Annotated in this window: 21 protein-coding genes; 14 read left to right on the top strand and 7 right to left on the bottom strand. The window is 65.7% G+C overall.

Annotated elements, in window-relative coordinates; translation table 11 throughout:
* The first annotated feature begins 140 nt into the window (after positions 1-140).
* From Herbaro_RS22415 to Herbaro_RS22360, 12 genes are all read left to right on the top strand, one after another.
* A complete protein-coding gene (locus Herbaro_RS22415) occupies positions 141-911 on the top strand; it encodes an ABC transporter ATP-binding protein (protein ID WP_275011809.1) in 771 nt (256 codons plus the stop codon).
* Positions 911-1666: an ABC transporter ATP-binding protein gene (locus Herbaro_RS22410; RefSeq protein ID WP_275011808.1), complete on the top strand. Its 756-nt coding sequence runs from the start codon at positions 911-913 to the stop codon at positions 1664-1666. The genes Herbaro_RS22415 and Herbaro_RS22410 overlap by 1 nt, the downstream gene beginning before the upstream one ends.
* 198 nt (positions 1667-1864) lie before the next feature.
* Complete coding sequence (locus tag Herbaro_RS22405) at positions 1865-3073, top strand: ABC transporter substrate-binding protein (protein ID WP_275011807.1); 1209 nt, start codon at positions 1865-1867, stop codon at positions 3071-3073.
* A gap of 149 nt (positions 3074-3222) precedes the next feature.
* The gene (locus Herbaro_RS22400; protein ID WP_275011806.1) at positions 3223-4107 is read left to right on the top strand and encodes a branched-chain amino acid ABC transporter permease; all 885 of its coding nucleotides are present in this window, start codon (positions 3223-3225) and stop codon (positions 4105-4107) included.
* Positions 4108-4120: 13 nt separating this feature from the next.
* Positions 4121-5104, top strand: a complete 984-nt coding sequence (locus tag Herbaro_RS22395; protein WP_275011805.1) for a branched-chain amino acid ABC transporter permease — start codon at positions 4121-4123, stop codon at positions 5102-5104.
* A 294-nt stretch (positions 5105-5398) separates the two neighbouring features.
* Positions 5399-6160 (top strand): sulfite exporter TauE/SafE family protein, encoded by a 762-nt coding sequence (locus tag Herbaro_RS22390; RefSeq protein ID WP_275011804.1) that lies wholly within the window; start codon positions 5399-5401, stop codon positions 6158-6160.
* A 337-nt stretch (positions 6161-6497) separates the two neighbouring features.
* Complete coding sequence (mnmG, locus tag Herbaro_RS22385; protein WP_275011803.1) at positions 6498-8429, top strand: tRNA uridine-5-carboxymethylaminomethyl(34) synthesis enzyme MnmG; 1932 nt, start codon at positions 6498-6500, stop codon at positions 8427-8429.
* Positions 8430-8464: 35 nt separating this feature from the next.
* Complete coding sequence (gene rsmG, locus Herbaro_RS22380; RefSeq protein WP_275011802.1) at positions 8465-9127, top strand: 16S rRNA (guanine(527)-N(7))-methyltransferase RsmG; 663 nt, start codon at positions 8465-8467, stop codon at positions 9125-9127.
* A complete protein-coding gene (locus tag Herbaro_RS22375; RefSeq protein ID WP_275011801.1) occupies positions 9127-9663 on the top strand; it encodes a lipocalin family protein in 537 nt (178 codons plus the stop codon). The genes rsmG and Herbaro_RS22375 overlap by 1 nt, the downstream gene beginning before the upstream one ends.
* A 66-nt stretch (positions 9664-9729) precedes the next feature.
* Entirely contained in the window at positions 9730-10362 is a 633-nt protein-coding gene (gene leuE, locus Herbaro_RS22370) for a leucine efflux protein LeuE (protein ID WP_275011800.1), read from the top strand.
* An 18-nt stretch (positions 10363-10380) separates the two neighbouring features.
* Positions 10381-11151 (top strand): ParA family protein, encoded by a 771-nt coding sequence (locus Herbaro_RS22365; protein WP_275011799.1) that lies wholly within the window; start codon positions 10381-10383, stop codon positions 11149-11151.
* A 25-nt stretch (positions 11152-11176) separates the two neighbouring features.
* Positions 11177-12091, top strand: a complete 915-nt coding sequence (locus tag Herbaro_RS22360; protein WP_275011798.1) for a ParB/RepB/Spo0J family partition protein — start codon at positions 11177-11179, stop codon at positions 12089-12091.
* Positions 12092-12366: 275 nt separating this feature from the next.
* Here the strand turns inward: Herbaro_RS22360 and Herbaro_RS22355 are convergent, their stop codons facing one another.
* Positions 12367-13935 carry a glucan biosynthesis protein G gene (locus Herbaro_RS22355; RefSeq protein ID WP_275014078.1) on the bottom strand — a complete coding sequence of 523 codons (1569 nt, stop codon included), beginning with the start codon at positions 13933-13935 and terminating at the stop codon, positions 12367-12369.
* A 227-nt stretch (positions 13936-14162) separates the two neighbouring features.
* Between Herbaro_RS22355 and bglX the strand changes: the two genes are divergently transcribed.
* Complete coding sequence (bglX, locus tag Herbaro_RS22350) at positions 14163-16514, top strand: beta-glucosidase BglX (protein ID WP_275011797.1); 2352 nt, start codon at positions 14163-14165, stop codon at positions 16512-16514.
* A gap of 235 nt (positions 16515-16749) precedes the next feature.
* Here the strand turns inward: bglX and Herbaro_RS22345 are convergent, their stop codons facing one another.
* The 5 genes from Herbaro_RS22345 to Herbaro_RS22325 all read right to left on the bottom strand — a co-directional run bounded on the left by Herbaro_RS22345 (position 16750) and on the right by Herbaro_RS22325 (position 22387).
* Positions 16750-18090 carry an MFS transporter gene (locus Herbaro_RS22345; RefSeq protein ID WP_275011796.1) on the bottom strand — a complete coding sequence of 447 codons (1341 nt, stop codon included), beginning with the start codon at positions 18088-18090 and terminating at the stop codon, positions 16750-16752.
* A 100-nt stretch (positions 18091-18190) separates the two neighbouring features.
* A complete protein-coding gene (locus Herbaro_RS22340; RefSeq protein WP_275011795.1) occupies positions 18191-19135 on the bottom strand; it encodes a hydroxymethylglutaryl-CoA lyase in 945 nt (314 codons plus the stop codon).
* Positions 19132-20325 (bottom strand): CaiB/BaiF CoA transferase family protein, encoded by a 1194-nt coding sequence (locus tag Herbaro_RS22335; protein WP_275011794.1) that lies wholly within the window; start codon positions 20323-20325, stop codon positions 19132-19134. The genes Herbaro_RS22340 and Herbaro_RS22335 overlap by 4 nt, the downstream gene beginning before the upstream one ends.
* Before the next feature lie 101 nt (positions 20326-20426).
* Positions 20427-21374: a LysR substrate-binding domain-containing protein gene (locus tag Herbaro_RS22330; RefSeq protein WP_275014077.1), complete on the bottom strand. Its 948-nt coding sequence runs from the start codon at positions 21372-21374 to the stop codon at positions 20427-20429.
* Between the two features lie 41 nt (positions 21375-21415).
* On the bottom strand, positions 21416-22387 hold the full coding sequence (locus tag Herbaro_RS22325) for a GlxA family transcriptional regulator (protein WP_275011793.1): 972 nt from the start codon (positions 22385-22387) through the stop codon (positions 21416-21418).
* Positions 22388-22572: 185 nt separating this feature from the next.
* Between Herbaro_RS22325 and Herbaro_RS22320 the strand changes: the two genes are divergently transcribed.
* Positions 22573-23286 (top strand): M24 family metallopeptidase, encoded by a 714-nt coding sequence (locus Herbaro_RS22320; RefSeq protein ID WP_275011792.1) that lies wholly within the window; start codon positions 22573-22575, stop codon positions 23284-23286.
* Positions 23287-23484: 198 nt separating this feature from the next.
* Here the strand turns inward: Herbaro_RS22320 and Herbaro_RS22315 are convergent, their stop codons facing one another.
* The gene (locus tag Herbaro_RS22315; protein WP_275011791.1) at positions 23485-25344 is read right to left on the bottom strand and encodes an ABC transporter ATP-binding protein; all 1860 of its coding nucleotides are present in this window, start codon (positions 25342-25344) and stop codon (positions 23485-23487) included.
* Positions 25345-25357 lie beyond the last annotated feature (13 nt).

Raw genomic sequence — 25357 nt, 5'->3', positions numbered from 1 at the left:
GCGCCAAATATTAAAACGAGCTTCTCGATTCGCCAGATAAAAACGACGGTCCCTCATGTCACAAGCATCAGGAGATTCGCGGTAGGGCAGGCCTTGATGACCGGATCACCGGCGCGGGCATAAAAGGGAAAGATGAGACCATGACAGACGTCATTCTGGAGACAAAGAACCTGACGAAGGAATTCAAAGGGTTCACGGCGGTAAGCGCAGTCAATTTGCAAATTGAACGCGGCCACATTCATGCATTGATCGGCCCCAACGGCGCCGGCAAGACTACCTGTTTCAACCTGCTGACCAAGTTCCTGGTGCCGACCTCGGGCCAGATCCTGTTCAACGGCAAAGACATCACGATGGACGCTCCCGCGCAGATCGCGCGCCAGGGCATCATCCGTTCCTTCCAGATTTCCGCGGTCTTCCCGCACATGAGCGTGCTGGAAAACGTGCGCATCGGCCTGCAGCGCAAGCTCGGCACGTCCTTCCATTTCTGGAAGAACGGCGAGAGCTTGAAGCAGCTCGACGAGCGCGCCATGGAACTGCTGGAAGAGGTCGACCTGACCGGCTTCGCCAGGACCACCACGGTGGACCTGCCCTACGGCCGCAAGCGCGCGCTGGAGATCGCCACCACGCTGGCGATGGAGCCCGAGCTGATGCTGCTGGATGAACCGACCCAAGGCATGGGCCACGAAGACGTGGACCGCGTCACCGCGCTGATCAAGAAGGTCTCGGCCGGCCGCACCATCCTGATGGTGGAGCACAACATGAGCGTGATCTCCGGCATCTGCGACCGCATCAGCGTGCTGCAGCGCGGCGCGGTGCTGGCCGAAGGCTCCTACGCAGAAGTCTCGCGCAACCCGCAGGTGATGGAAGCCTACATGGGCACCGCCGCCACCGAACTGCAGGGAGCGCACTGATGTCGACCGCAACCATGAACAGCCCCGTGAGCCAATCCACTTCCACCGCGCCGCTGGCGCTGCAGATCAGCGACCTGCAATCCTGGTACGGCGAGTCGCACATCCTGCACAACGTCAACCTGAACGTGCACCAGGGCGAAGTCGTCACGCTCCTGGGCCGCAACGGCGCCGGCCGCACCACCACGCTGCGTTCGATCATGGGCCTGGTCGGCACCCGTAAGGGCTCGATCAAGATCAACGGCCAGGAAACCATCAACCTGGCCACCCACAAGATCGCCCACCACGGCGTGGGCTACTGCCCGGAAGAACGCGCCATCTTCTCGTCGCTGTCGGCCGAGGAAAACCTGCTGCTGCCGCCCTTCGTGTCGAAGACCGACAAGGGCATGTCGGTCGATGAGATCTACGACATGTTCCCCAACCTCAAGGAGCGCCGCAACAGCCAGGGCACCCGCCTGTCGGGCGGCGAGCAGCAGATGCTGGCGGTGGCGCGCATCCTGCGCACCGGCGCGCGCCTGTTGCTGCTGGACGAGATCTCCGAAGGCCTGGCGCCGGTCATCGTGCAAGCCCTGGCGCGCATGATCACCACGCTCAAGGCCAAGGGCTACACCATCGTGATGGTCGAGCAGAACTTCCGCTTCGCCGCGCCCCTGGCCGATCGCTTCTACGTGATGGAGCATGGCCAGATCGTCGAGTCCTTCGAGTCCTCGCAGCTGGAAGCGAAGATGCAGACGCTGAACGAACTGCTGGGCGTGTAAGCGTCCCGGCGTGTCATCGGCGCGGCAATCCGCGGGCAACAGATCCACACCACAAGAACACCAGCATCACCATAAGAAGAAGTACGGCCGACAGGTACGTTCAAGTACGTTCGCGGGGGGAGCGATCCTTCCTCCGCCCTATAAAAAGCTGTCTCGCATCAACACCCATTAGCGGGCTTCAACACTGAGGAGATGAAAATGAAACTTAAGGCAATGGCACTCGCCGTCACAGCTGCGGCTGCGGCTTTCTCGATGGCGCCGGCTTCGGCCCAGATCTCGGGTGACGTGATCAAGATCGGTTTCATCACCGATATTTCGGGCGTGTACTCGGACATCGACGGCCAAGGCGGCGCTGAAGCCATCAAGATGGCGATCGCCGACATGGGCGGCTCGATCAACGGCAAGAAGGTCGAACTGCTGGTGGCGGACCACCAGAACAAGGCAGACGTCGCCGCCAGCAAGGCGCGCGAATGGTTCGACCAGCAGGGCGTGGACATGCTGATCGGCGGCACCAACTCCGGCACCGCGCTGGCTTCGGCCAAGGTTGCGGCCGAGAAGAAGCGCGTCTACATGCAGATCGGCGCCGGCTCGGCCCGCCTGACCAATGAAGAGTGCTCGCCGTACACCGTGCACTATGCCTACGACACCGTGGCGCTGGCCAAGGGCACCGGTTCGGCGGTGGTCAAGCAGGGCGGCAAGAGCTGGTTCTTCCTGACCGCCGACTATGCCTTCGGCCACTCGCTGGAAGCCGACACGGCCACCGTGGTGAAGGCCTCGGGCGGCACCGTGGTCGGTTCCGTGAAGCACCCGCTGGGCGCATCGGACTTCTCGTCCTTCCTGCTGCAGGCGCAGAGCTCCAAGGCCCAGATCGTCGGCCTGGCCAATGCCGGCGGCGACTTCATCAACGCGGTGAAGGCAGCCAACGAGTTCGGCATCACCAAGACCGCCAAGCTGGCCGGCCTGCTGGTGTTCATCAACGACGTGCACTCGCTGACCCTGAAGACCACGGAAGGCCTGTACCTGACCGACAGCTGGTACTGGGACGCCAATGAAGAAACCCGCGCCTGGGCCAAGCGTTACTTCGCCGTGCGCAAGAAAATGCCGTCCTCGCTGCAAGCCGCCGACTACTCGGCAGCGCTGCAGTACCTGAAGGTGGTCAAGGAAATCGGCACCGACGATTCGGACAAGGTCATGGCCGCACTGCGCAAGGCCAAGTTCAACGACGTGTACCAGAAGGGCGGTTACCTGCGCGCCGACGGCCGCGTGATGCACGACATGTACCTGTACCAGGTCAAGGCGCAATCGGAATCGAAGTATCCGTGGGACTACTACAAGCTGGTGCAAACCATCCCTGCCGAGCAGGCATGGACCACCAAGGCTGAGTCCAAGTGCGCGGCGTGGAAGTAAGCAGTCGGTTCTAGGCAGTAAAGGCAATCCGCGAAATCTGCCATTTCCGTCCAAGCGGGAATGGCAGATTTTTGCTGTAGGAAGCGAGGCCCGGAAGAGGGCGGTTTCCGTCGGTTGCGTTCTTCACCCATCTGGATGAACGGGTTTTTATGGATATATTCGGCATTCCCCTGCAAGCCTTGCTGAGCCAGCTGCTGCTGGGCCTGGTCAACGGCTCCTTCTACGCCATGCTGTCGCTCGGCCTGGCTGTGATCTTCGGCTTGCTCAACGTGATCAACTTCGCGCACGGCACGCTTTACATGCTCGGCGCTTTCCTGGCCTGGATGGGCTTGAGCTATTTCGAGCTCAACTACTGGGTGATGCTGGCCCTGGCGCCGCTCATCGTGGGCGTCTTCGGCATCATCATCGAGAAGACCATGCTGCGCTGGCTCTACAAGCTGGACCACCTGTACGGCCTGCTGCTGACCTTCGGCATCACGCTGATGGTGGAAGGCGTGTTCCGCTCCATCTACGGCGTCTCCGGCCAGCCTTATTCGGTGCCGGACCTGCTGCAGGGCGCGACCAACCTGGGCTTCATGGTGCTGCCCAACTATCGCGCGTGGGTGGTGGTGGCCTCGCTGGTGGTCTGCTTCGCAACCTGGTTCGTAATCGAGAAGACGCGCCTGGGCGCCTACCTGCGCGCCGGCACCGAGAACCCCAAGATGGTCGAGGCCTTCGGCATCAACGTGCCGCTGATGGTCACCCTGACCTACGGCTTCGGCGTGGCCCTGGCGGCCTTTGCCGGCGTGCTGGCGGCGCCGGTGATCCAGGTGTCGCCGCTGATGGGTTCGAACCTGATCATCACCGTGTTCGCAGTGGTGGTGATCGGCGGCATGGGCTCCATCCTGGGCTCCATCCTGACCGGCCTGATGCTGGGCCTGATCGAGGGCCTGACCCGGGTGTTCTACCCGGAGCTGTCGGCCACGGTGGTGTTCATCATCATGGCCATCGTCCTGATGGTGCGTCCGGCCGGCCTGTTCGGCAAAGAGAAATGAGAGTGAGACCGGCATGAACAAGAAACTTATAGTTGTCATTCTGTTAATACTTGCGCTGGCTGCTCCGTTCGGCATCTATCCGGTGTTCCTGATGAAGATGCTGTGCTTCGCACTCTTCGCCTGCGCCTTCAACCTGCTGATCGGCTATACCGGCCTGCTGTCCTTCGGCCATGCCGCTTTCCTCGGCTGGGCCGGCTACATGTGCGGCCAGGCGCTGAAGGTGTGGGGCTTGCCGACCGAGCTGGGCCTGGTGGTCGGCACCGCGACGGCGGCGCTGATCGGGTTGGTGATGGGCTTGCTGGCGATTCGCCGGCAGGGCATCTACTTCACCATGATCACGCTGGCGCTGGCGCAGATGCTGTTCTTCGTCGCCCTGCAGGCGCCGTTCACCGGTGGCGAGGACGGCCTGCAAGGCGTGCCGCGCGGCAAGCTGCTGGGCTTCATCGACCTCAGCAGCGACCTGACCCTGTACTACGTGGTGCTGGCCATCGCGGTGTTCGGTTTCGCCCTGATCGTGCGCACCATCAGCTCGCCCTTCGGCCAGGTGCTCAAGGCGATCAAGGAGAACGAGCCGCGCGCCATCTCGCTGGGCTATGACGTGGCGCGCTACAAGCTGCTGGCCTTTGTGCTATCGGCGGCGCTGTCGGGCCTGGCCGGTTCCACCAAGACCCTGGTGCTCGGCTTCGAGACCCTGACCGACGTGCACTGGAGCATGTCCGGCCTGGTGGTGCTGATGACCCTGGTCGGCGGCCTGGGCACCATCGTCGGCCCGATCGTCGGCGCGGTGATCATCATCATGCTGGAGAACAAGCTGGGCGATATCGGCAATTGGTTGGCCAACGTGACGCACATCGAGTGGTTCAACACCCTGGGCGACTCGGTCACCATCGTCACCGGTTTCATCTTCATCGTCTGCGTGCTGCTGTTCCGCAAGGGCATCGTCGGCGAGATCCTGGCGCTGGTGGGCAAGGGGCAGAAGGCCAGCCAGGGTCACTGAGTTCGAGAGAGAACGACGCCATCGTCCGCGATGGTGTCCTTGCCGCCGGCAAGTCACCGCAAGGTGATTTCCCGGCGGTAATTTTTTGTCCGTACGGTTGGCGAGCCATAACAGCGGGCGCTGTTGCGAAACAGCCGACGCACGCATTGATCTGTTGCCAATATGCCTGGGCCGGGCGGGGTAGAATATCGCTCCCGCAGCCGGTGGGGCCGGCCGCAGGTCATCCTTCCTTTCGCTCATCCACTTTCGAAAGTCCTGTAATGCAATCTCGTATTTCCGCTCAGGTGGTCCGCCATGCTTGATTACCTGATCCTGTGCGCCGGCGCGTTTGTCGCCGGCTTGATCGATGCCGTGGTGGGAGGAGGGGGGCTGGTGCTGGTGCCGACCCTGTTCTCGGTCTTCCCCAATACGGCGCCGGCCACGCTGCTGGGCACCAACAAGGTGGCCGGGGTGATGGGCACCAGTGCGGCGGCCATCAATTTCGCGCGCAAGGTGGCGGTGCGCTGGAGCACGGTGACGCCGGCGGCGATCGCGGCCTTCGCCTTGTCCTTCTTCGGCGCCTATGTGGTCACGCACGTGCCGACCGACCTGATCCGCAAGGCCTTGCCCTTCGTGTTGATCGCGGTGGCGCTGTACACCCTGAAGAAGAAGGACTTCGGCACCACCCACGCGCCGACGCTGACCGGCGCGAAGGAGATGTTCTATGCCGCATTGATCGGCGCCGGGGTTGGGTTCTATGACGGCGTGTTCGGTCCCGGTACCGGCAGCTTCCTGGTGTTCCTGTTCGTACGGGTATTCAGCTACGACTTCCTGTCGGCCTCGGCCGTCTCCAAGTTCGTCAACATTGCCACCAACCTGGCGGCCCTGTGCTGGTTCGGTTACAGCGGTCACGTCATCTGGCAGCTCGGCTTGTTGATGGCCGTGTTCAATATTGGCGGCTCCCTTGTAGGTACCCGGTTGGCCATGAAACACGGCAGTGTTTTCGTGCGCAAGCTCTTCCTCGTAGTGGTGGGCGCCTTGATTGTGAAGAGCGCCTACGATGCCTTCCTGAAATAGCGAATGTGGCGCGTACTGTTTCACGTGAAACAGCGCCGCTAACATCGTCATGAAAACGGAGCTTCGGCTCCGTTTTTATTTTTGAACGTGATTGACCGAGGCACATTGGTCATCGCTGTTTCACGTGAAACAACGGCGAAAATGTTTCATTGATCAGTTTCGGCTATCGTCCCGAACCGGTAATAGCGTCGAGCGAGGGGAGGGGGATGAGGCAAACCAGCATCACCCCAGGCTATATTCGCCTTAATCCGATCCGGCCCCCGACCCCTCCCGGCAAAAGACTTTATAATCTCGCCTCTGCTCCCACCACCGTTCCTACCTCTCCAAGAGGCGATCCATGCTATACCCCACACAATTTGACGTCATTGTCGTCGGCGGCGGACATGCCGGCACCGAAGCCGCACTGGCCGCGGCGCGCATGGGCCAGAAGACCCTGCTGCTGACGCACAACATCGAAACCCTGGGCCAGATGTCCTGCAATCCGTCCATCGGCGGCATCGGCAAAGGCCACCTGGTCAAGGAAGTCGATGCCATGGGCGGGGCGATGGCGATCGCCACCGACGAGGCGGGCATCCAGTTCCGCATCCTGAATTCCTCCAAGGGCCCGGCCGTGCGTGCCACCCGGGCCCAGGCGGATCGTGTGCTGTACAAGGCGGCGATCCGTTCGCGCCTGGAGAACCAGCCCAACCTGTGGCTGTTCCAGCAGGCAGTGGACGACCTGATGATCGAGGGCGACCGCGTGGTCGGCGCCGTGACCCAGGCCGGTATCCGCTTCCAGGGCAGGGCGGTGGTGCTGACCGCCGGCACCTTCCTGGACGGGAAGATCCACGTGGGCCTGAACAACTACGCCGGCGGCCGCGCCGGCGACCCGCCGGCAGTGTCCCTGTCGGCGCGCCTGAAGGAGCTGAAGCTGCCGCAGGGCCGCCTCAAGACCGGCACGCCGCCGCGCATCGACGGCCGCAGCATCAACCTCGCCATCCTCGAAGAACAGCCGGGCGACCTCGATCCGGTGCCGGTATTCTCGGTCATGGGCAACGCCGCCATGCACCCGCGCCAGATGCCGTGCTGGATCACCCATACCAACAGCCGCACCCATGACATCATCCGCGGCGGCCTCGACCGCAGCCCGATGTACACCGGCGTGATCGAAGGCGTGGGCCCGCGCTATTGCCCGTCCATCGAGGACAAGATCCACCGCTTCGCGGGCAAGGATTCGCATCAGATCTACCTGGAGCCCGAGGGCCTGACGACCCACGAGTTCTACCCCAACGGCATCTCCACCAGCCTGCCGTTCGACGTGCAGCTGGAGCTGGTGCGCTCGATGAAGGGCATGGAGAACGCCCACATCCTGCGTCCCGGCTATGCCATCGAATACGACTACTACGATCCACGCGGCCTGAAGTCCTCGCTGGAAACCCGCCAGATCGGCGGCCTGTTCTTCGCGGGCCAGATCAACGGCACCACCGGCTACGAGGAAGCCGCGGCGCAGGGCATGCTGGCCGGCATCAACGCCGCGCTGCAGACCCAGGGCCGCGAAGCCTGGACGCCGCGTCGCGACGAGGCCTACCTCGGCGTGCTGGTCGATGACCTGGTCACCCAGGGCGTGCAGGAGCCGTACCGCATGTTCACCAGCCGCGCCGAATACCGCCTGTCGCTGCGCGAGGACAATGCCGACCTGCGCCTGACCGAGATCGGCCGCGAGCTCGGCTGCATCGGCGATGCCCAGTGGGCCGCCTTCGACAAGAAGCGCGAAGCGGTCGCCCGCGAGATGGAACGGCTGAAGAGCACCTGGGTGAACCCGCGCATCCTGCAAGCGGCCGAAGCCGAGCGCGTGCTGGGCAAGGCCATCGAGCGCGAGTACAACCTGCTGGACCTGCTGCGCCGGCCCAACGTCAGCTACGATAGCCTGATGAGCCTGACCGGCGCCGAAGGCGAAGCCCTGGCCGGCCCCGGCATCGAGGATGGCCCGGTGCGCGAGCAGGTCGAGATCCAGGTCAAGTACGCCGGCTACATCGCGCGCCAGGCCAGCGAGATCAGTCGCCAGGACCACAATGAAAACCTCAAGCTGCCGGCCGACCTCGACTACATGGAGGTCCAGGCCCTGTCCATCGAAGTGCGCCAGAAGCTCAACAAGCACAAGCCCGAAACCCTGGGCCAGGCCTCGCGCATTTCCGGCGTGACGCCGGCGGCGCTGTCGCTGCTGCTGGTGCACCTGAAGAAGGGCGGCCTGAAGCAGGGCGTGCGCAACGCCACCAATGAAGCGGCCTGAGCGGCCGCGATCCAACGCAACAAGACGGAATACGGATGAGCATCACGGCTGACCAGAATACCCTGACCCAAACGCTGAAGGAAGGCGCCGCCGCACTTGGACTGGCGCTGGGCGAGCGCCAGCTGGCGCGGCTGATGGCCTACCAGGCGCTGATGATCAAGTGGAACAAGGTCTACAACCTGACCGCGCTGCGCGACCCGGCGCAGATGGTGACCCACCACCTGCTGGACTCGCTGGCCGCGGTCGGCGCCTTCGCCGGCGCCCGCCGCGTGCTGGACGTAGGCGCCGGCGGCGGCTTGCCGGGCATCGTGCTGGCCATCTGGGCGGCCGACGCCGAGCCGCAGATGCAGATCAGCCTGGTCGACACGGTGCAGAAGAAGACCGCCTTCCTGACCCAGGTGAAAGCAGAGTTGCAATTGGGCAATGTCTCGGTCTTCCATGCACGCGTCGAACAATTGCCGACGGAGCAACAATACGACGTCATCACCTCGCGCGCCTTCGCGGAACTCAACGACTTCATCGACTGGTCGAACCACCTGTTGCAGCAAGGCGGCAAGTACATCGCCTTGAAAGGCGTGATGCCGCAGCAGGAAATCGACCGGTTGCCGCCGGGCTGGAAGGTGGAGAAGGTACAGCCCTTGCATGTGCCCGGACTGGATGCCGAACGGCATCTCATCTTTATTGAAAGAGCGTCCTGATGAATATCCCCGCCCGGGCCGTCGCGGCCACACTGATGTCGTTCGCAGTCACCGCCGCCGCCTGTGCGCAGGAAGTCAAGACCGTCCCCGCGGTCGACCTCAAGCGCTACGCCGGCAAGTGGTACGAGATCGCCAAGATCCCCAACGGCTTCCAGAAGAAGTGCGTCTCCGGCACCACCGCCGAATACCGCGCGCGCGAGGATGGCGAAATCGGCGTCACCAACCGCTGCAAGACCGCCGACGGCAGCGACGAGGCCGAGGGTGTGGCGCGCGTCGTCCCGGGCAGCAACAACAGCAAGCTGCAGGTGCGCTTCGCGCCGGCCTGGCTGTCCTGGGTGCCGATGGTGTGGGGCGATTACTGGATCATGGCCCTGGACGAGCAGTACACGCTGGCCACCGTCGGCAGCCCCTCGCGCGAGTACCTGTGGATACTCTCGCGCACGCCCGCCATCAGCGACGAGCAATACGAGAACGCCGTCAACGACGCCACCAAGCAGGGCTTCGACACCGCGCGGCTGGTGAAGAGCAAGCAGTAACAAAGCACACGAAAGCACGCGCGCGCCGGCGCGCCACGGACCGACAAGACAAAGGGAGACGGCAACATGCAGGCACTGTTTCATTCCATCGGCATCACCGACGTCTGGCAACTCATCGCCGCCACCATGGTGTTCCTGCTGTTGCCGGGCCCCGGCACCTTCTGCGTGCTGACCTGCTCGGCCAAGCACGGCCTGCGCGGCGGCTTCTCGGCGATCGCCGGGCTCATGCTGGGCGACATCGTGCTGATGTTCCTGGCCGCCGTCGGCGTGGCGGCGCTGTTGCACGCCAACCCGCTGCTGTTCCGCGGCCTGCAGTACCTGGGCGCGGCCTACCTGGCCTACCTCGGCGTGCGCCTGCTGTTTGCAAGAGGCGAGGGCGGTGGTACAGTCGTACCCTTTTCCAACGCGGCGGATTTCCGGCGCGGCTTTCTGGTGACGCTGATCAACCCGAAGGCCATCGTGTTCTACATGGCGTTCTTCCCGCTGTTCCTGGACCCCGCCACGCAACAGGGCGCGCTCACCTTCGTCACGATGGGCGCGGTGATCTGCTGCTGCACGCTCTTCTACGGCAGCCTGCTGGTCCTGGTGGGCAACATCGCGGCGCGGCGCCTGGCGCGCAACCGCACCATCGCCAGCCTGGCCTCGCGCGCGGCCGGCATTTTCCTGATCGGCTTCGGCATCAAGTTGACGACACAATAAGCGAGTAATCACAACAACATGGCTAAAATTTTTTGCGTCGCCAACCAGAAGGGCGGCGTCGGTAAGACCACTACCGCAGTCAACCTCGCCGCCGGCCTGGCCCAGCTGAACCAGCGCGTCCTGCTGGCCGACCTCGATCCGCAGGGCAACGCCACCATGGGCGCCGGCATCAACAAGGCCACGCTGCAGGGCTCGATCTATGAAGTGCTGCTGGGCATGTCCGACATCCGCAGCGTGCGCATCACCTCCGAGGCCGGCAAGTTCGACGTGCTGCCCGCCAACCGCGAGCTGGCCGGCGCCGAGGTCGAGATGGTCGAACTGGAGCAGCGCGAGGCGCGCCTGAAGAACGCCTTCGCCACCGTCGCCGACGACTACGATTTCATCCTGATCGACTGCCCGCCGGCGCTGTCGATGCTGACCCTCAACGGCCTGTGCTCGGCGCACGGCGTGATCATCCCGATGCAGTGCGAGTACTACGCGCTGGAAGGCCTGTCCGATCTGGTCAACACCATCAAGAAGGTGCACGCCAAGCTGAACCCGGAGCTCAAGGTGATCGGCCTCTTGCGCGTGATGTTCGACCCGCGCATGACGCTGTCGCAGCAGGTCTCCGACCAGCTGGAGCAGCACTTCGGCGACAAGGTCTTCAAGACCGTCATCCCGCGCAACGTACGCCTGGCCGAAGCGCCGTCCTACGGCGTACCGGGCGTGAACTTCGATCCCCAATCCAAGGGTGCGCAAGCCTATATCGCGTTCGGCGCGGAAATGGTCGAGCGCATCAAGACGCTGTAAGCGTCGTTTTTCACCAGGCAATCCAATGGCAACATCACTGAAAAAATCCAAGGGCCTGGGACGCGGCTTAGACGCGCTCCTGGGCGGCTCCTCTGACATCACCGAAGAGGCGCAAGCCCAGGCCGCCCAGGCCGGCTTGCCCAGCGTGATGCCCGTGACCGAACTGCAGGCCGGCAAGTACCAGCCGCGCAGCCGCATGGACGAAGGCGCGTTGAACGAGCTGGCGGCATCGATCAAGGAACAGGGCCTGCTGCAGCCCATCCTGATCCGCGCCATCGGCCAGAAGAACGGCCGCGACATCTACGAGATCATCGCCGGCGAGCGCCGCTTCCGCGCGGCCAAGATCGCCGGCCTGACCGAGGTGCCGGTGCTGGTCAAGAATGTCGACGACCAGACCACCGCCGCCATGGCGCTGATCGAGAACATGCAGCGCGAGGACTTGAATCCGCTGGAAGAAGCGCAGGGCATCCACCGCCTGATCACCGACTTCGCCTTCACCCACGAGCAGGCCGCCGTTGCGGTGGGCCGTTCGCGCAGCGCGGTGTCCAACCTGCTGCGCCTGCTGAACCTGGCCAAGCCGGTGCAGACCATGCTCATGGCCGGCGACATCGACATGGGTCACGCCCGCGCGCTGCTGGTGGTGGACGCCGCCACCCAGATCCAGCTGGCCAACCAGATCGTCGCCAAGCGCATGTCGGTGCGCGACGCCGAGAAGCTGGTCACGCGCGCCTCCGCCGAGCAGGCCGCCAAGCCGCGCGAGGGCCGCGAGAAGTCGCGCGACATCGCGCGCCTGGAAGAGGAGCTGTCCGACCTGCTGGCCACGCAAGTGAGCATCAAGACCGGCGCCCGCAACAAGGGCCAGCTGGTGATCAGCTTCAGCGACCTGGATGCGCTGGACGGCGTGATCACGCGCTTGCGGGGGGAGTCGGTGGAGTCTTGATTGCGTTGCGATCCTGCTCTGGGTAAGGCGCCATTCGGTAGTAACCGGATGGCGTTTTTGTTTGGGCAGCGGCGACGATCGACGAACGACACTGGGTCCCGGCCGTCGCCGGGAGGACGCTGAGGAAAATACTTGAACCCTGGACTGTTCGAGCCTATCCCCTCCCTGTCGTCCCGGCGAAGGCCGGGACCCAGCGGCGTTAACGAACCGTAAAAACAAAAAGGGCCGTCCCTGAAGACAGCCCTCAAATTAATCATATAAACAATTTCAGCGCATCAGAACGTCCGCTGCACATCCGACCTTGGCGGCAGCTGGTAGCTCCAGGTCTCGGTCAGCACCTTGGCGCCCGACACCAGCGCCGCCCGCAGCTCGGTGGCCTGCGCGATGTTCCTGATCTTCACGCGCAGCGTCAGGCGCCAGCCGTTGATGGCGGGGTTGGGCTGCAGCTGGGCGTCGATCAGTTCGCCGTTGTTGGATACGCTTACCTGCGGCTGCACCGGCGCGCCGGCCGGCAGCTTGCCCAGCGCCGGGCCGGTGAAGTCCACCAGCAGGGCGGTGGTGCCGTCGAAGGCGCGGATCAGGTTGGCCTGGGTCAGCTCGCCGTCGGTGTGGAAGGTCTGCTTGACCCAGCCCACTTCATTGTTCAGGATCGCGGGCTCGTCCATGGTCCAGTGGATGCGGTAGTCGAAGGCCAGCGGCACGCCCTTGGCCGGGCGCTGCTCCGGCAGCCAGTAGGCCACGATGTTGTCGTTGGTTTCATCCGCGGTAGGAATCTCCACCAGCTGCACGGAGCCTTTTCCCCAGTCGCCGCGCGGTTCGATCCAGGCGCTGGGGCGCAGGTCGTAGCGATCCTTCAGGTCCTCGAAGTTGGAGAACGCGCGGCCGCGCTGCAACAGGCCGAAGCCCTTGGGATTGGTCACCTCGAAGGAGCTCACTTCCACGTTCTGCGGATCGTTCAGCGGGCGCCACAGCCACTCGCCGCTGCCGGTGTGGATGGCCAGGCCGTTGGAGTCGTGGATGGCCGGGCGGAAGTTGCGCCGCGAGGATTGCTGGTTGGGGCCGAACAGGAACATGCTGGTCAGCGGCGCCACGCCCAGGCGGCCCACCTCGCCGCGCAGGAACACGCGCGCCTGCACGTCCAGCACGGAATCCTCGCCGGGCTTGAGCGTGAACCTGTAGGCGCCGGTGGCGCGCGGCGAGTCGAGCAGGGCGTAGAAGGTCAGCTGCTTGTCGCCGGGCTTGGGACGCTCGATCCAGAACTCGCGGAAATTGGGAAACTCCTCGCCGCTCATCATCGCCGTGTCGATCGCCAGGCCGCGCGCCGAGAGGCCATAGATCTGGCCCTTCCCGATCACGCGGAAGTAGCTTGCGCCCAGCACGCTCATGACCTCGTCTTCCTTGTCCGGGCGGTTGACCGGATAGACCACGCGGAAGCCCGCATAGCCCAGGCGCGAGGTGCTCTCCTTGTCGAAATGCAGGTCCCCGAAATCGAAGCGGTCGGTGCTGTAGCCCACCTCCTGCACACGGCCGTCGACGATCTCGTGGATCAGCACCGGCGAATTGAATTGCATGCCCTGATGGTAGAAGGCCAGCTTGAAGGGCGTCTTCTGGTCGCGCCATTCGAACTTCTCGCTCCTGGGCTGGATCTTCATGTAGTCGGCGAACTGCATGCCTGAGAACACCGGCGGCAGGTTGCTCGCCGGCTTCTGGTAAGGCTGGTCGGCCAGGGTCCTGGCGCGGGCGGTGGCTTGTTCCAGCGAGAAACCCTGCTGCGCCTGGGCCGATGCCGCCGCCAGGACGGCCGCCAGCAGCAGCAGGCTGCGCAGGGGGGAAATTTTCAGCATGTTGGCAATCACTCATCTCTCCACAAAGGTGCGGCGCCCTCTCGGCGCCGCATGCGGCTTGCCATGCCGGCAAGCATCAAAACAGAATAATATAGCGAACCGTCAAGGCGTCGGCGCGTCATAGAGAACAAGCACACATTGCGCCACGCCTGCCCAGCAGTCTTCGGGCCGCTGCTGCGGTATGAAAGCAGCGCGCCGCCAAAGTTTAGAAAAAAGAGAGGAATCCCGTGTCCCACAAGCTTTCCGAGAGGCAGGCCGCGCCTGCGCGTCGCCCCCGTGCGCGCCATGTCCTGGCATTGAGCGCGCTGGCCTGCGCCGCCGCCTTGCTGGCGCCGCCGGCCTGGTCGCAGGCCAACATGGCCTTGCTGGGCGACAAGACCGCCTTCATCGACGACCTGATGCGCCAGATGACGGTCGATGAAAAGATCGGCCAGCTGCGCCTGGTCAGCATCGGCCCCGACATGCCGGCCAAGAAGCTGGCAGAGGAGTTCGCCGCCGGTCGCGTCGGCGGCACCTTCAACTCCGTCACCCGCAAGGACAACCGCCCGCTGCAGGATGGCGCCATGCGCTCGCGCCTGAAGATCCCGATGTTCTTCGCCTACGACGTGATCCATGGCCACCGCACCACCTTCCCGATCGGCCTGGGCCTGGCCTCCAGCTGGGACCTCGACGTGGTCGCGCGCGCCATGCGCGTCTCCGCCGAGGAGGCCGCGGCCGACGGCATCGACATGACCTTCGCGCCGATGGTCGACATCAGCCGCGATCCGCGCTGGGGCCGCACCTCGGAAGGCTTCGGCGAGGATCCGCACCTGGTCTCGCGCATCGCCGAGGTCTCGGTGCGCGCGCTGCAAGGCGAGAGCAAGCCGATCGCCGCCGATCGCGTGATGGCCAGCGTCAAGCACTTCGCGCTGTATGGCGCGGTCGAGGGCGGGCGCGACTACAACGTGGTCAACATGGATCCGCAGCGCATGTACAACGATTACCTGCCGCCCTACCGCGCCGCCATCGACGCCGGCGCCGGCGCGGTGATGGTGGCGCTGAACTCGATCAACGGCGCGCCCGCCACCTCCAACACCTGGCTGCTGCAAGACCTGCTGCGTAAGGAGTGGGGCTTCAAGGGCCTGACGGTCAGCGACCATGGCGCCATCACCGAGCTGGTCAATCACGGCGTGGCGCAGAACGAGAGTGAAGCGGCGCGCCTGTCGATGAAGGCCGGCACCGACATGAGCATGGCCGACCAGGTCTACATCAGCCAGCTGCCCGGCCTGCTCAAGTCCGGCAAGGTGTCGCAGCAGGAGCTGGACAACGCCGTGCGCGAGATCCTGGGCGCCAAGTACGATCTCGGCCTGTTCAAGGATCCCTACCTGCGCATCGGTCAAGCGTCCGGCGACCCGGCCGAGGTCAACGCCGAGAGCCGCCTGCACCGCGCCGACGCGCGCGCGGTCGCACAGCAGTCCATGGTGCTGCTGGAGAACCGCAACGGCGCGCTGCCGCTGAAGAAGAACGCGCGCATCGCCCTGGTCGGCCCGCTGGCCGATTCGCACCTCGACATGCTGGGCAGCTGGTCCGGCGCCGGCGTGGACAAGCAGACCGTGACTGTAAAGCAGGGGCTCGAAGCGGCCCTGGCCGGCGGCAAGCTGAGCTATGCCCGCGGCGCCAACATCACCGAAGACAAGCATATCGTCGACTACTTGAACTTCCTCAACTGGGACGATCCGGAAGTGGTGCAGGACAAGCGCAGCCCGCAGGCCATGATCGCCGAGGCGGTCAGGGCGGCGCGCAACGCCGACGTGGTGGTGGCCGCCGTGGGCGAGTCGCGCGGCATGTCGCATGAGTCCTCCAGCCGCACCCAGCTGACGCTGCCGGAGAGCCAGCAGGTGCTGCTCAAGGCCTTGAAGGCCACCGGCAAGCCGCTGGTGCTGGTGCTGATGAACGGCCGCCCGCTGGACCTGAACTGGGCGCGCGAGAACGCCTCGGCGATCCTTGAAACCTGGTACACCGGCACCGAGGGCGGGCACGCCATCGCCGACGTCCTGTTCGGCGACGTCAACCCCTCCGGCAAGCTGCCCATCACCTTCCCGCGCTCGGTGGGCCAGATCCCGACCTACTACAACCACGCGCGCCTGGGCCGCCCGTTCACCGAAGGCAAGCCGGGCAACTACACCTCGCAGTACTTCGAGGAGCCCAACGGCCCGCTGTATCCGTTCGGTTACGGCCTGAGCTATACCGAGTTCAGCGTCTCGGACGTGCGCATCTCGCAGCCGACGATGCAGGCCGACGGCCGCGTCGAGGCCAGCGTGACGGTGAAGAACACCGGCCGCCGCGCCGGCGCCACCGTGGTACAGCTCTACATCCGCGACGTCGCCGCCTCGGTGGTGCGCCCGGTCAAGGAGTTGAAGGACTTCCGCAAGGTGATGCTGCAGCCGGGCGAAGAGAAGGAAGTGCGCTTCAGCATCGACCGCAAGGCCCTGAGCTTCTATAACGCCAAGCTGGAATACGTGGCCGAGCCCGGGGAGTTCCAGGTGCAGGTGGGGCTGGATTCGAAGGCGGTGAAGACGGCTTCGTTCGTGTTGGAGTGAGCAGGGTATTGAACGTGAGCTAACGTCGCTGGGTCCCTGCTTTCGCAGGAACGACAGGAAAGGGATGGCCTCGAACGCACAGAGGTTCAAGTTACTTCCTTCGTGTCGTCCCTGCGAAAGCAGGGACCCAGTGTCGTTCGTCGCGAACCGGTATAAAAAAAGGGCGTACCCCACGGTGCGCCCTCAGTTATTTATCCGTCGCCAAAAAATGATATAAACAATTATTCCGGCGACGTCATCCCTCAACCTGCTCCTTCTCCCGCAAGCTCGCCGGCATTGCAAACATCAGCAGCAGCATGCACAGGATGGTCATGCCGCCGATCGCATACAGCGCCGGCGTGGTGCTGCCGGTGACGTCGCGGATGCGGCCCACCATCACCGGGCTGACGATGCCCCCGAGCTGGCCCAGCGTATTGATCAGCGCGATGCCGGCCGCCGCGCCGGCGCCAGTCACCAGCTTGGGCGGCAGCGCCCAGAATGCGGGGATGGCAGCCACCACGCCGGCGCCCATCACGCCCAGCGCCGCGATCAGCAGCGCGGTCTGCCTCTCGAAGACGCCGGCGGCGAAGAAGCCGATGGCGGCCAGCGTCAGCAGGCCGATCACGAAGCGGCGGCGCTCGCCGCGCGCATCCGACAGGCGGCCCACGATGATCATGGCGGTGGCGCCGCACAGGTAGGGCACCGCCGTCAGCAGGCCGATCACGGTCGGGTTCTGGGTGCCGGCGCTGCGGATCAGGTGCGGCGCCCAGAAGTTCAGGCCATAGGAGGCAACCTGGATCAGGAAATACACCAGGCCCAGCATCAGGAAGCCCGGGGTCTTGATCGCCGAGAGCAGCGAGTGGCCGCGCTCATGGCGCGCAGGCGAAGAGACATGCGCCGACAGCGTCTGCTGCTCGGCCGGCGAGAGCCAGTGCGCGTCCTCGATGCGATCCTTCAGCTGGCGCAGCACCACCAGGCCCAGCAGGATGCAGGGGAGGCCGCCCAGCATGAACAGCCAGTGCCAGCCGCGGATGCCCATCACGCCTTCCAGGTGGCCCAGGATCATGCCCGACACCGGCGCCCCGATCAGGCCGGCGAAGGCCGACGCCAGGAACAGCATGGAGGTGATGCGGCCGCGGTGGCTGTCGGGGAACCACAGCGTCAGGTAATACAGCACGCCGGGCGCGAAGCCGGCTTCCATCGCGCCGATGATGAAGCGCAAGCCGTAGAACTGCCACTCGCTGGTGACGAACACCATGGCCGCCGTGGCCAGGCCCCAGGAGATCATGATGCGGGCGATCCAGCGCCGCGCGCCGACCTTGTAGAGGAACATGTTGCTGGGCACCTCGAACAGCACGTAACCCACCACGAACAGGCTGGCGCCCAGGCCGTAGGCGGTGTCGGACAGGCCCAGGTCGCCCTGCAGCTGGAACTTGGCGAAGCTGATGTTGATGCGGTCGAAGAAGGCGAACAGGTAGCAGATCATGATCAGCGGCATGATGCGCCAGGTGGCGCGGCGCACGATGGCGCCGATGTCGGAAGCCGCGGCTTGCGCGGTGGTGGGGCGCGGCAGGTCCGCGGCGGCGTGGGTGCTCATGTTGCTTGTCTCCTGGTTGAAATTGACGGCGTAAGGACGGCTTGCCGGCGCGCGCGGGGCGCGGCCGGTGAGCTTCTCTTCTTGTTGTGATGCGTCGGTTCTAGGCGGCAGCCTGCAGCGCCGCCGGTATCGGGTGCAGGTCGCAGTTGCGTCCCGCCTTGGCCACCTGGCCCGGCACGTCATGCCCCAGCAGGGCCGGCAACCCGCGCGACATGGCGAGCAGGCGCGGCAGGTCGATGCCGGTCGGGATACCGATCTCCTCGCACATGTTCACCAGGTCTTCGGTGCAGATGTTGCCGGAGGCGCCCGGCGCGAACGGGCAGCCGCCCAATCCCCCCAGGGCGGCATCGAAGCGGCGCGCGCCGGCCTCGTAGGCGGCCAGCACGTTGACCAGCCCCAGCCCGCGCGTGTTGTGGAAGTGCAGCGTCAGCGCGGCGGCCGGCAGCAGCGTGAGCGCGCGCGCGACGATGCGCCTGACCTGCGCCGGATTGGCCATGCCGGTGGTGTCGGCCAGCGTGACGTTGGGAATGCCCAGCGCCAGGTAATGCGCGACGATGTCCAGCACGCGATCCTCATCGATGCCGCCCTCGAACGGGCAGCCGAAGCTCGTCGCCACGGTGGCGTTGAGCGACACCGGATGATCCTTCGCAAAGGAGACGATCTCGCCGAAGCCCGCCAGCGAAGCCTCGCAGCTCATGCGCATGTTGGCGCGGTTGTGCGTCTGGCTGGCCGACATCACCAGGTTCAGTTCATCGGCGCCGGCCGCGATGGCGCGTTGCGCCCCCTTCAGGTTGGGGATCAGGGCGACATAGGTCACGCCCTCGCGGCGGACGATGCCGCGAAACACTTCCTCGCCGTCGCGCAGCGCCGGGATGGCCTTGGGCGAGACGAAGGAGCCGGCCTCGATGCGGCTGAAGCCGGCCTGCGAGAGGCCGTCGATCAAGGCGATCTTGTCGGCGGTGCCGACCCAGGTGGGTTCGATCTGCAAGCCGTCGCGCGGCGCGACTTCCTGCACGATCAGGCGCTCGGGATGGGGGGCGTTCATTGCACCACTCCCTGCGCGCGCAGGCGCGCGATATCGGCCTCGTCCAGGCCCAGGCCGGCCAGGATCTCGCCGGTGTGCTGGCCCAGCGCCGGACCCTGCCAGCGCACCTGGCCCGGGGTGTCGGAGAGCTTGGGCACGATGCCCGGCATCTTCACTTCCACGCCATCGGGCAGGCGCGACTGGAGGATCATGTCGCGCGCCTGGTAGTGCGGATCGGCGACGATGTCGGCCACCGAGTAGATGCGGCCGGCCGGCACGCCGGCCTGCTCCAGCGCCGCCAGCACCTCGGCGATGGGGTGCGCCGATGTCCAGCCGGCGATCGCCGCGTCCAGCAGCGCGACCTGTCGCACGCGGCCGTCGTTATGCTCCAGCGCCGGATCGTCGGCCAGGTCGGCGCGGCCGATGGCGTGCATCAGGCGCTTGAAGATGGGATTGCTGTTGCCGGCGATGACCACATAGCTGCCGTCGCGGGTGGGATAGGTGTTGGACGGCGCGATGCCGGGCAGGGCGCCGCCGCTGCGTTCGCGCACGTGGCCCAGCAGGTCGTACTCGGGCACGGTGCTTTCCATCAGGTTGAACACGCTCTCCACCAGCGAGACGTCGACCACCTGGCCTTCGCCCTGGCCGGTCTTCACGCGCAACAGCGACATCAGCGCGCCGATCACGCCATGCAGCGAGGCCAGCGAATCGCCCAGGCTCACCCCGGCGCGCGCCGGCACGCCGTCCGGCTCGCCGGTGGTGTGGCGGATGCCGCCCATGGCCTCGCCGATGGCGCCGAAGCCCGGGCGATCCTTGTAGGGGCCGGTCTGGCCGTAGCCCGAGATGCGCACCAGCGTCAGCCTGGGGTTCAGCGCGTGCAGCACGTCCCAGCCCAGGCCCAGGCTCTCCAGCGCGCCCGGTTTCATGTTCTCGATCAGCACGTCGGCGTCGGCCGCCAGCCGGCCGATCAGGGCGATGCCCTCGGCCGACTTCAGGTTCACCGACAGCGATTTCTTGTTGCGCGACTGCAGGTACCACCACAGCGAGGTGCCCTCGTGCAGCTTGCGCCATTTGCGGATGGGATCCCCGTGCACCGGGGCTTCGATCTTGATCACTTCCGCGCCGAACTCGGCCATCATGCGCGCCGCGAACGGGGCGGCGATGAGGGTGCCGATTTCGATGACGCGGATACCGTTGAGCGGTCCACTCATCTTTGTCTCCTTCTTCCTGTCACGGCAGGATAGGAAAAGACGGTGGCGAACGTCCAACCGCATTTCGGCAAGCAGCGTTCGCGGCTGGCGAACGCTGCGGCCTATCTGCGCGAGCGCGTCTTGCGTGGCGGCGCGGCGCGCGCCTCGGCCCCGCGCAGGAAGTCGAACAGCGCGCGCGAGACCGGCGAGAGCGCGTCGGCATGGCGCACCACGATGCGCAGTTCGCGGCTGGCCCAGGCGTCGTCGATCTCCAGTGCGGCCAGTCCCAGCGGACGGCCGATCGCCTCGAACACGCCGGCCGGGATCACGCCCAGGCCCATGCCGGCCTGCGCCATCCGGCACACGGCGTCGAAGCCGGGCACGTGGATGCGCATCTTCAGGGGCTTGCCGGAGCTGCGCGCGGCCAGGTGGGTGCGCTGGTTGATCGAGCTGTCGGCATGCAGGCCGACGTGGTCGTAGTCCAGCGTTTCTTCGAAGGCGATGCGTCGCCTGCCGGCCAGCGGATGCGTCGCGGCCATCACCAGCACCACGCGGTCGCGCCGGTAGAGCTCGGTGTGCAGGCCGCCAGTGTCGGCCTCGCCGGAGCAGATGCCGAGGTCGGCCCAGCCATCGGCCACGCCCTTGACCACGCTGGCGCTGGGACGCTCTTCCAGGTCGAGCTTGACCTGCTCGTGCAGCTGCGCGAACAGCATCAGGTCTTCCGGCAGGAACTCGACGATGGCCGACAGGTTGGCCACCATGCGCACGTAGCCGCGCACGCCCTGGGCATGCTCGGCCAGCTCATGGCCGATCGCCTCCACCGACAGCAGCACGCGCCGCGCATGCGCGAACAGGGTCTCGCCGGCGGCCGTGAGCTGCATGCCGCGCGCATGGCGCACGAACAGCGGCATGCCGATCGCTTCCTCCAGTTCCACCAGGCGCTTGCTGGCGGCCGACACCGCGATCGCCTCGCGCGCGGCGGCGCGGGTGAGGGTGCCTTCCTCCTGCACCGCGGCGAACAGGCGCAGCGTGGTGAGGTCGAGTTTGCGGGCGAGGTTGTTGAGCATCATCGTGGGCGTGCGGGTGGCCGATGGCGGCAAGCTTAACAGGCTCACGCCGCGGGCGGGTTGGCCGAGAAGCTGTCGCGGTATTGCTGGGCGCTGGTGCCCAGGCGCTTCTGGAATACCCGCCGCAGGTGGCCGGCGTCGCGAAAGCCGCAGTCGATGGCGATGCTTTTCAACGGCAGGGCGGAGCGTTCCAGCATGGCGCGCGCGGCATCGACCCGGGCCCGCTCGATGAACTCGGCCGGGGTCATTTGCGCATCGCGCGCAAACATGCGGGCGAAGTTGCGCGGGCTGGCGGCCACCAGCGCGGCCAGCCGGCCCACCGTCAATTTCTCGCCCAGGTGCGCCAGCACGTATTGCTGCACGCGGCCCACCAGCGAACCTTCTTCTGCATACGGCGTGAGGTAGGGGCTGAACTGCGACTGCCCGCCGCTGCGCTGCATGAACACCACCAGCCGCTTGGCGACATTGAGCGCCACCTCGGCGCCGGCTTCTTCGGCCAGCAGCGCCAGCGACAGGTCGATGCCGGCGGTCACCCCGGCCGAGGTCACCAGCTTGCCGTCGCGCAGCCAGATACGGTCGGGCTCCAGCCTGATGTGCGGGAACTGCTGCTGCAGCGCCGCGGCGTCGTCCCAGTGGGTCGTGGCGCGCTTGCCGTCGAGCAGGCCGGCGCGCGCCAGCAGGAAGGCGCCGTTGCAGATCGAGCCATAGCACTTCGCCGCCTGCGCCTGGCGCCGCAGCCAGGCGCCGAGCGCGTCGTCCGGCGCCTGTTTCACCAGCACCGGGCCGCCGGCCACCAGCAGCAGGTCGGCGGCTTCGTCGGTCCGGCTGTAATGGCTGTGGGGAGTGAGCAGCATGCCGTTGGAACATTCCAGCGCGCCATCGCCGGCGCCGATCACCCGCAGCCGGTAATGCGCCTGCGGCAGCAGGAAGCGGTTGGCCTCGGCGAACACGTCGAGCGGGCCGGAAACGTCCAGCGATTGCACGCCGGGAAAAACCAGCAGATGGACCGTAGGCATGGTGTGGAGGTTGGGCAGGTTCAGGGATGCGCGGCAATGGCAGCGATCATACGCCAGCCGCGCGTGCGTGCCGGGGCTGGCAGGATTTGCCGCCAGCCTGTCCGCAATCGGCCCCATGCATCGCTGGCCGGCGCATGGCGCGCTTCCGATAATGGACGCATCCATCAACGCTACAGGAGCCAGCCATGCAGCAAGCAGCACGAACCGACGCGCAATCGGCGCAACCATTGGAACAGGCCCAGCGCGTCGGCCCCGCCTTCTCGGTGGACGGCATGCTGGCCGTGCGCCAGGCCACCCGCCGCGCGATCGCGCAGATCGCCGCCGGGGTGCGCCCCGGCATGATCGAGGAAGACGCGGTGGAGATGGCCAAGGGCGTGCTGCGCGACGCCGGCCTGGCGCTGTCGTGGCATCCGACCCGGGTGCGCTTCGGGCGCAACACCACCAAGCCGATGCGGCTGGCGTCGGAACCCGGCGTCGTGCTGGGCGAGAACGATATCTTCTTCATCGACATCGCGCCGCGCATGGACGCCTTCGAGGGCGACGGCGGCGCTGCCTTCGTGGTCGGCGAACAGCCCGAGTACGCGCGTTGCGCGGCCGACGCCGAGGCGTTGTTCCACGCGCTGCGCCGCTTGTGGTTGAGCGAGGGACTGACCGGCCGCCAGCTCTACGAGCATGGCCGGCAATGGGCATCGGCGCGGGGCTGGGTGCTCAACTTCGACTTGCCGGGGCATCGCGTGTCGGACTTTCCGCATGCCGCCATCCACACCGGTTCGCTGGCCGAGTTCGATGCGGCGCCGCTGCCGCTGCGCTGGATCCTGGAGATTCATTTGCGGCATCCGTCGGAGCCGTTCGGCGCATTTTTTGAGGATATGTTGCTGGAGGATGCGTTCTTTGCTTGATGGCGGTTGTTGATGCCGCTGGGTCCTGACCTTCGTCGGGACGACAAGTAGTAACTATCTTGAACATGAAAAGGTGTTATCCACTCCTTCACTGTCGTCCCGGCGAAGGCCGGGACCCAGCGTCGTTCACCGCGCCCAAAAAAACACGCAAGCAAAAAAAAGCCCCGTCATTCAACGGGGCCTTTTCCTCTTCTCATTTCACGCCGCGGCCGCTTCCGGCTCGTCGTCCTCCTCGCCCAGGAAGCCTCCGCTCTGGTGCGCCCACAGCCGCGCATACAGGCCATTGGCCGCCAGCAGCTCGCTGTGCGAACCCTGCTCGACGATGCGGCCCTGGTCCAGCACGATCAGGCGGTCCATCGCCGCGATGGTCGACAGGCGGTGGGCGATGGCGACCACGGTCTTGCCTTCCATCAGCTTGTACAGGCTGGTCTGGATCGCCGCTTCGACTTCCGAGTCCAGCGCGCTGGTGGCTTCGTCCAGCAGCAGGATGGGCGCGTCCTTCAACATCACGCGGGCGATTGCGATGCGCTGGCGCTGGCCGCCGGAGAGCTTCACGCCGCGCTCGCCGACGTGGGCGTCGTAGCCGGTGCGGTTCCTGGCGTCGGCCAGGGTGCCGATGAAATCGTGCGCTTCGGCGCGCCGGGCGGCATGCATCATGTCGGCGTCGCCGGCGTCGGGACGGCCGTAGAGGATGTTGTCGCGCACCGAGCGGTGCAGCAGCGAGGTGTCCTGCGTGACCATGCCGATCTGCGCGCGCAGGCTGTCCTGCGTGACGTGGGCGATGTCCTGGCCGTCGATCAGGATGCGGCCGCCTTCGATGTCGTAGAAGCGCAGCAGCAGGTTGACGATGGTCGACTTGCCGGCGCCGGAGCGGCCCACCAGGCCGATCTTCTCGCCCGGGCGAATGGCCAGGTCGAGCTTGTCCACCACCGGGCGCGGCGCGGCGCCGCCGTAGCTGAAGCTGACGCCCTCGAAGCGCAGTTCGCCCTGCGCCACCTTCAGGGGCCGCGCGTCCGGCGCGTCCTTGACATCATGCGCGCGCGCCAGGGTGTTGATGCCGTCCTGCACCGTGCCCACGTGCTCGAACAGCGCCGACATTTCCCACATCACCCAGTGCGCGATGCCGTTCAGGCGCAGCGCCATGGCGGTGGCGGCGGCCACCGCGCCGATGCCGACCTTGCCCTGGGTCCACAGGTACAGCGAGACGCCGGCGGTGCCGGCGATGAGGATCATGTTCAAGCCATGGTTGACGATCTCGAAGCCCGACACCAGGCGCATCTGGCGGTTCACGGTGCCGAGGAACTCGCGCATGGCGCTGCGCGCGTAGTCGGCCTCGCGGCCGGCGTGCGAGAACAGCTTGACGGTGGCGATGTTGGTGTAGGCGTCGGTGATGCGGCCGGTCATCAGCGAGCGGGCGTCGGCCTGGTTGCGCGCCACCTTGGACAGGCGCGGCACGAAGTAGCGCAGCGCCAGCGCGAAGGCGCCCAGCCAGACGAAGAAGGGCGCCAGCATCAGCAGGTCGAAGCTGCCCACCACGCCCACCAGCGTGGCGAAGTAGATGGTGATGAACACCAGGATGTCGCCCACGATCATGCAGAAGTCGCGCACCGCCAGCGCCGTCTGCATCACCTTGGTGGCGACGCGGCCGGCGAACTCGTTCTGGTAGAAGCTCATGCTCTGGCTGAGCATCAGGCGATGGAAATTCCAGCGCAGCAGCATCGGGAAATTGCCGGCCAGGGTCTGGTGCTTGTAGAGCGTCTGCAGCGCAATCAGCAGCGGGCTGGCGGCCAGCACGACGGCCAGCCACAGCAGCGTGTGCTTTTCCTGCGCCCACAGTTGCGACGGCTCGACCTTGGCCAGCCAGTCGACGATGCGACCCATCATGGCGAACAGCATCGCCTCGAACACGCCGATGATGGCCGTCATCAGCGTCATGGCGGCGATGTAGGGCCGCACGCCCCTGGTACAGGACCAGATGAAGCGCATGAAGCCGCGCGGCGGCGGCAGGGGATGCGAATCGGGATAAGGATGAACCAGTTTTTCAAACCAGCTGAACATGCATGCTCCAAAA

The organism is Herbaspirillum sp. WKF16 (genome assembly GCF_028993615.1).
GTDB lineage: Bacteria > Pseudomonadota > Gammaproteobacteria > Burkholderiales > Burkholderiaceae_D > Herbaspirillum.
This window is presented reverse-complemented; position numbering and strand designations above follow the sequence as displayed.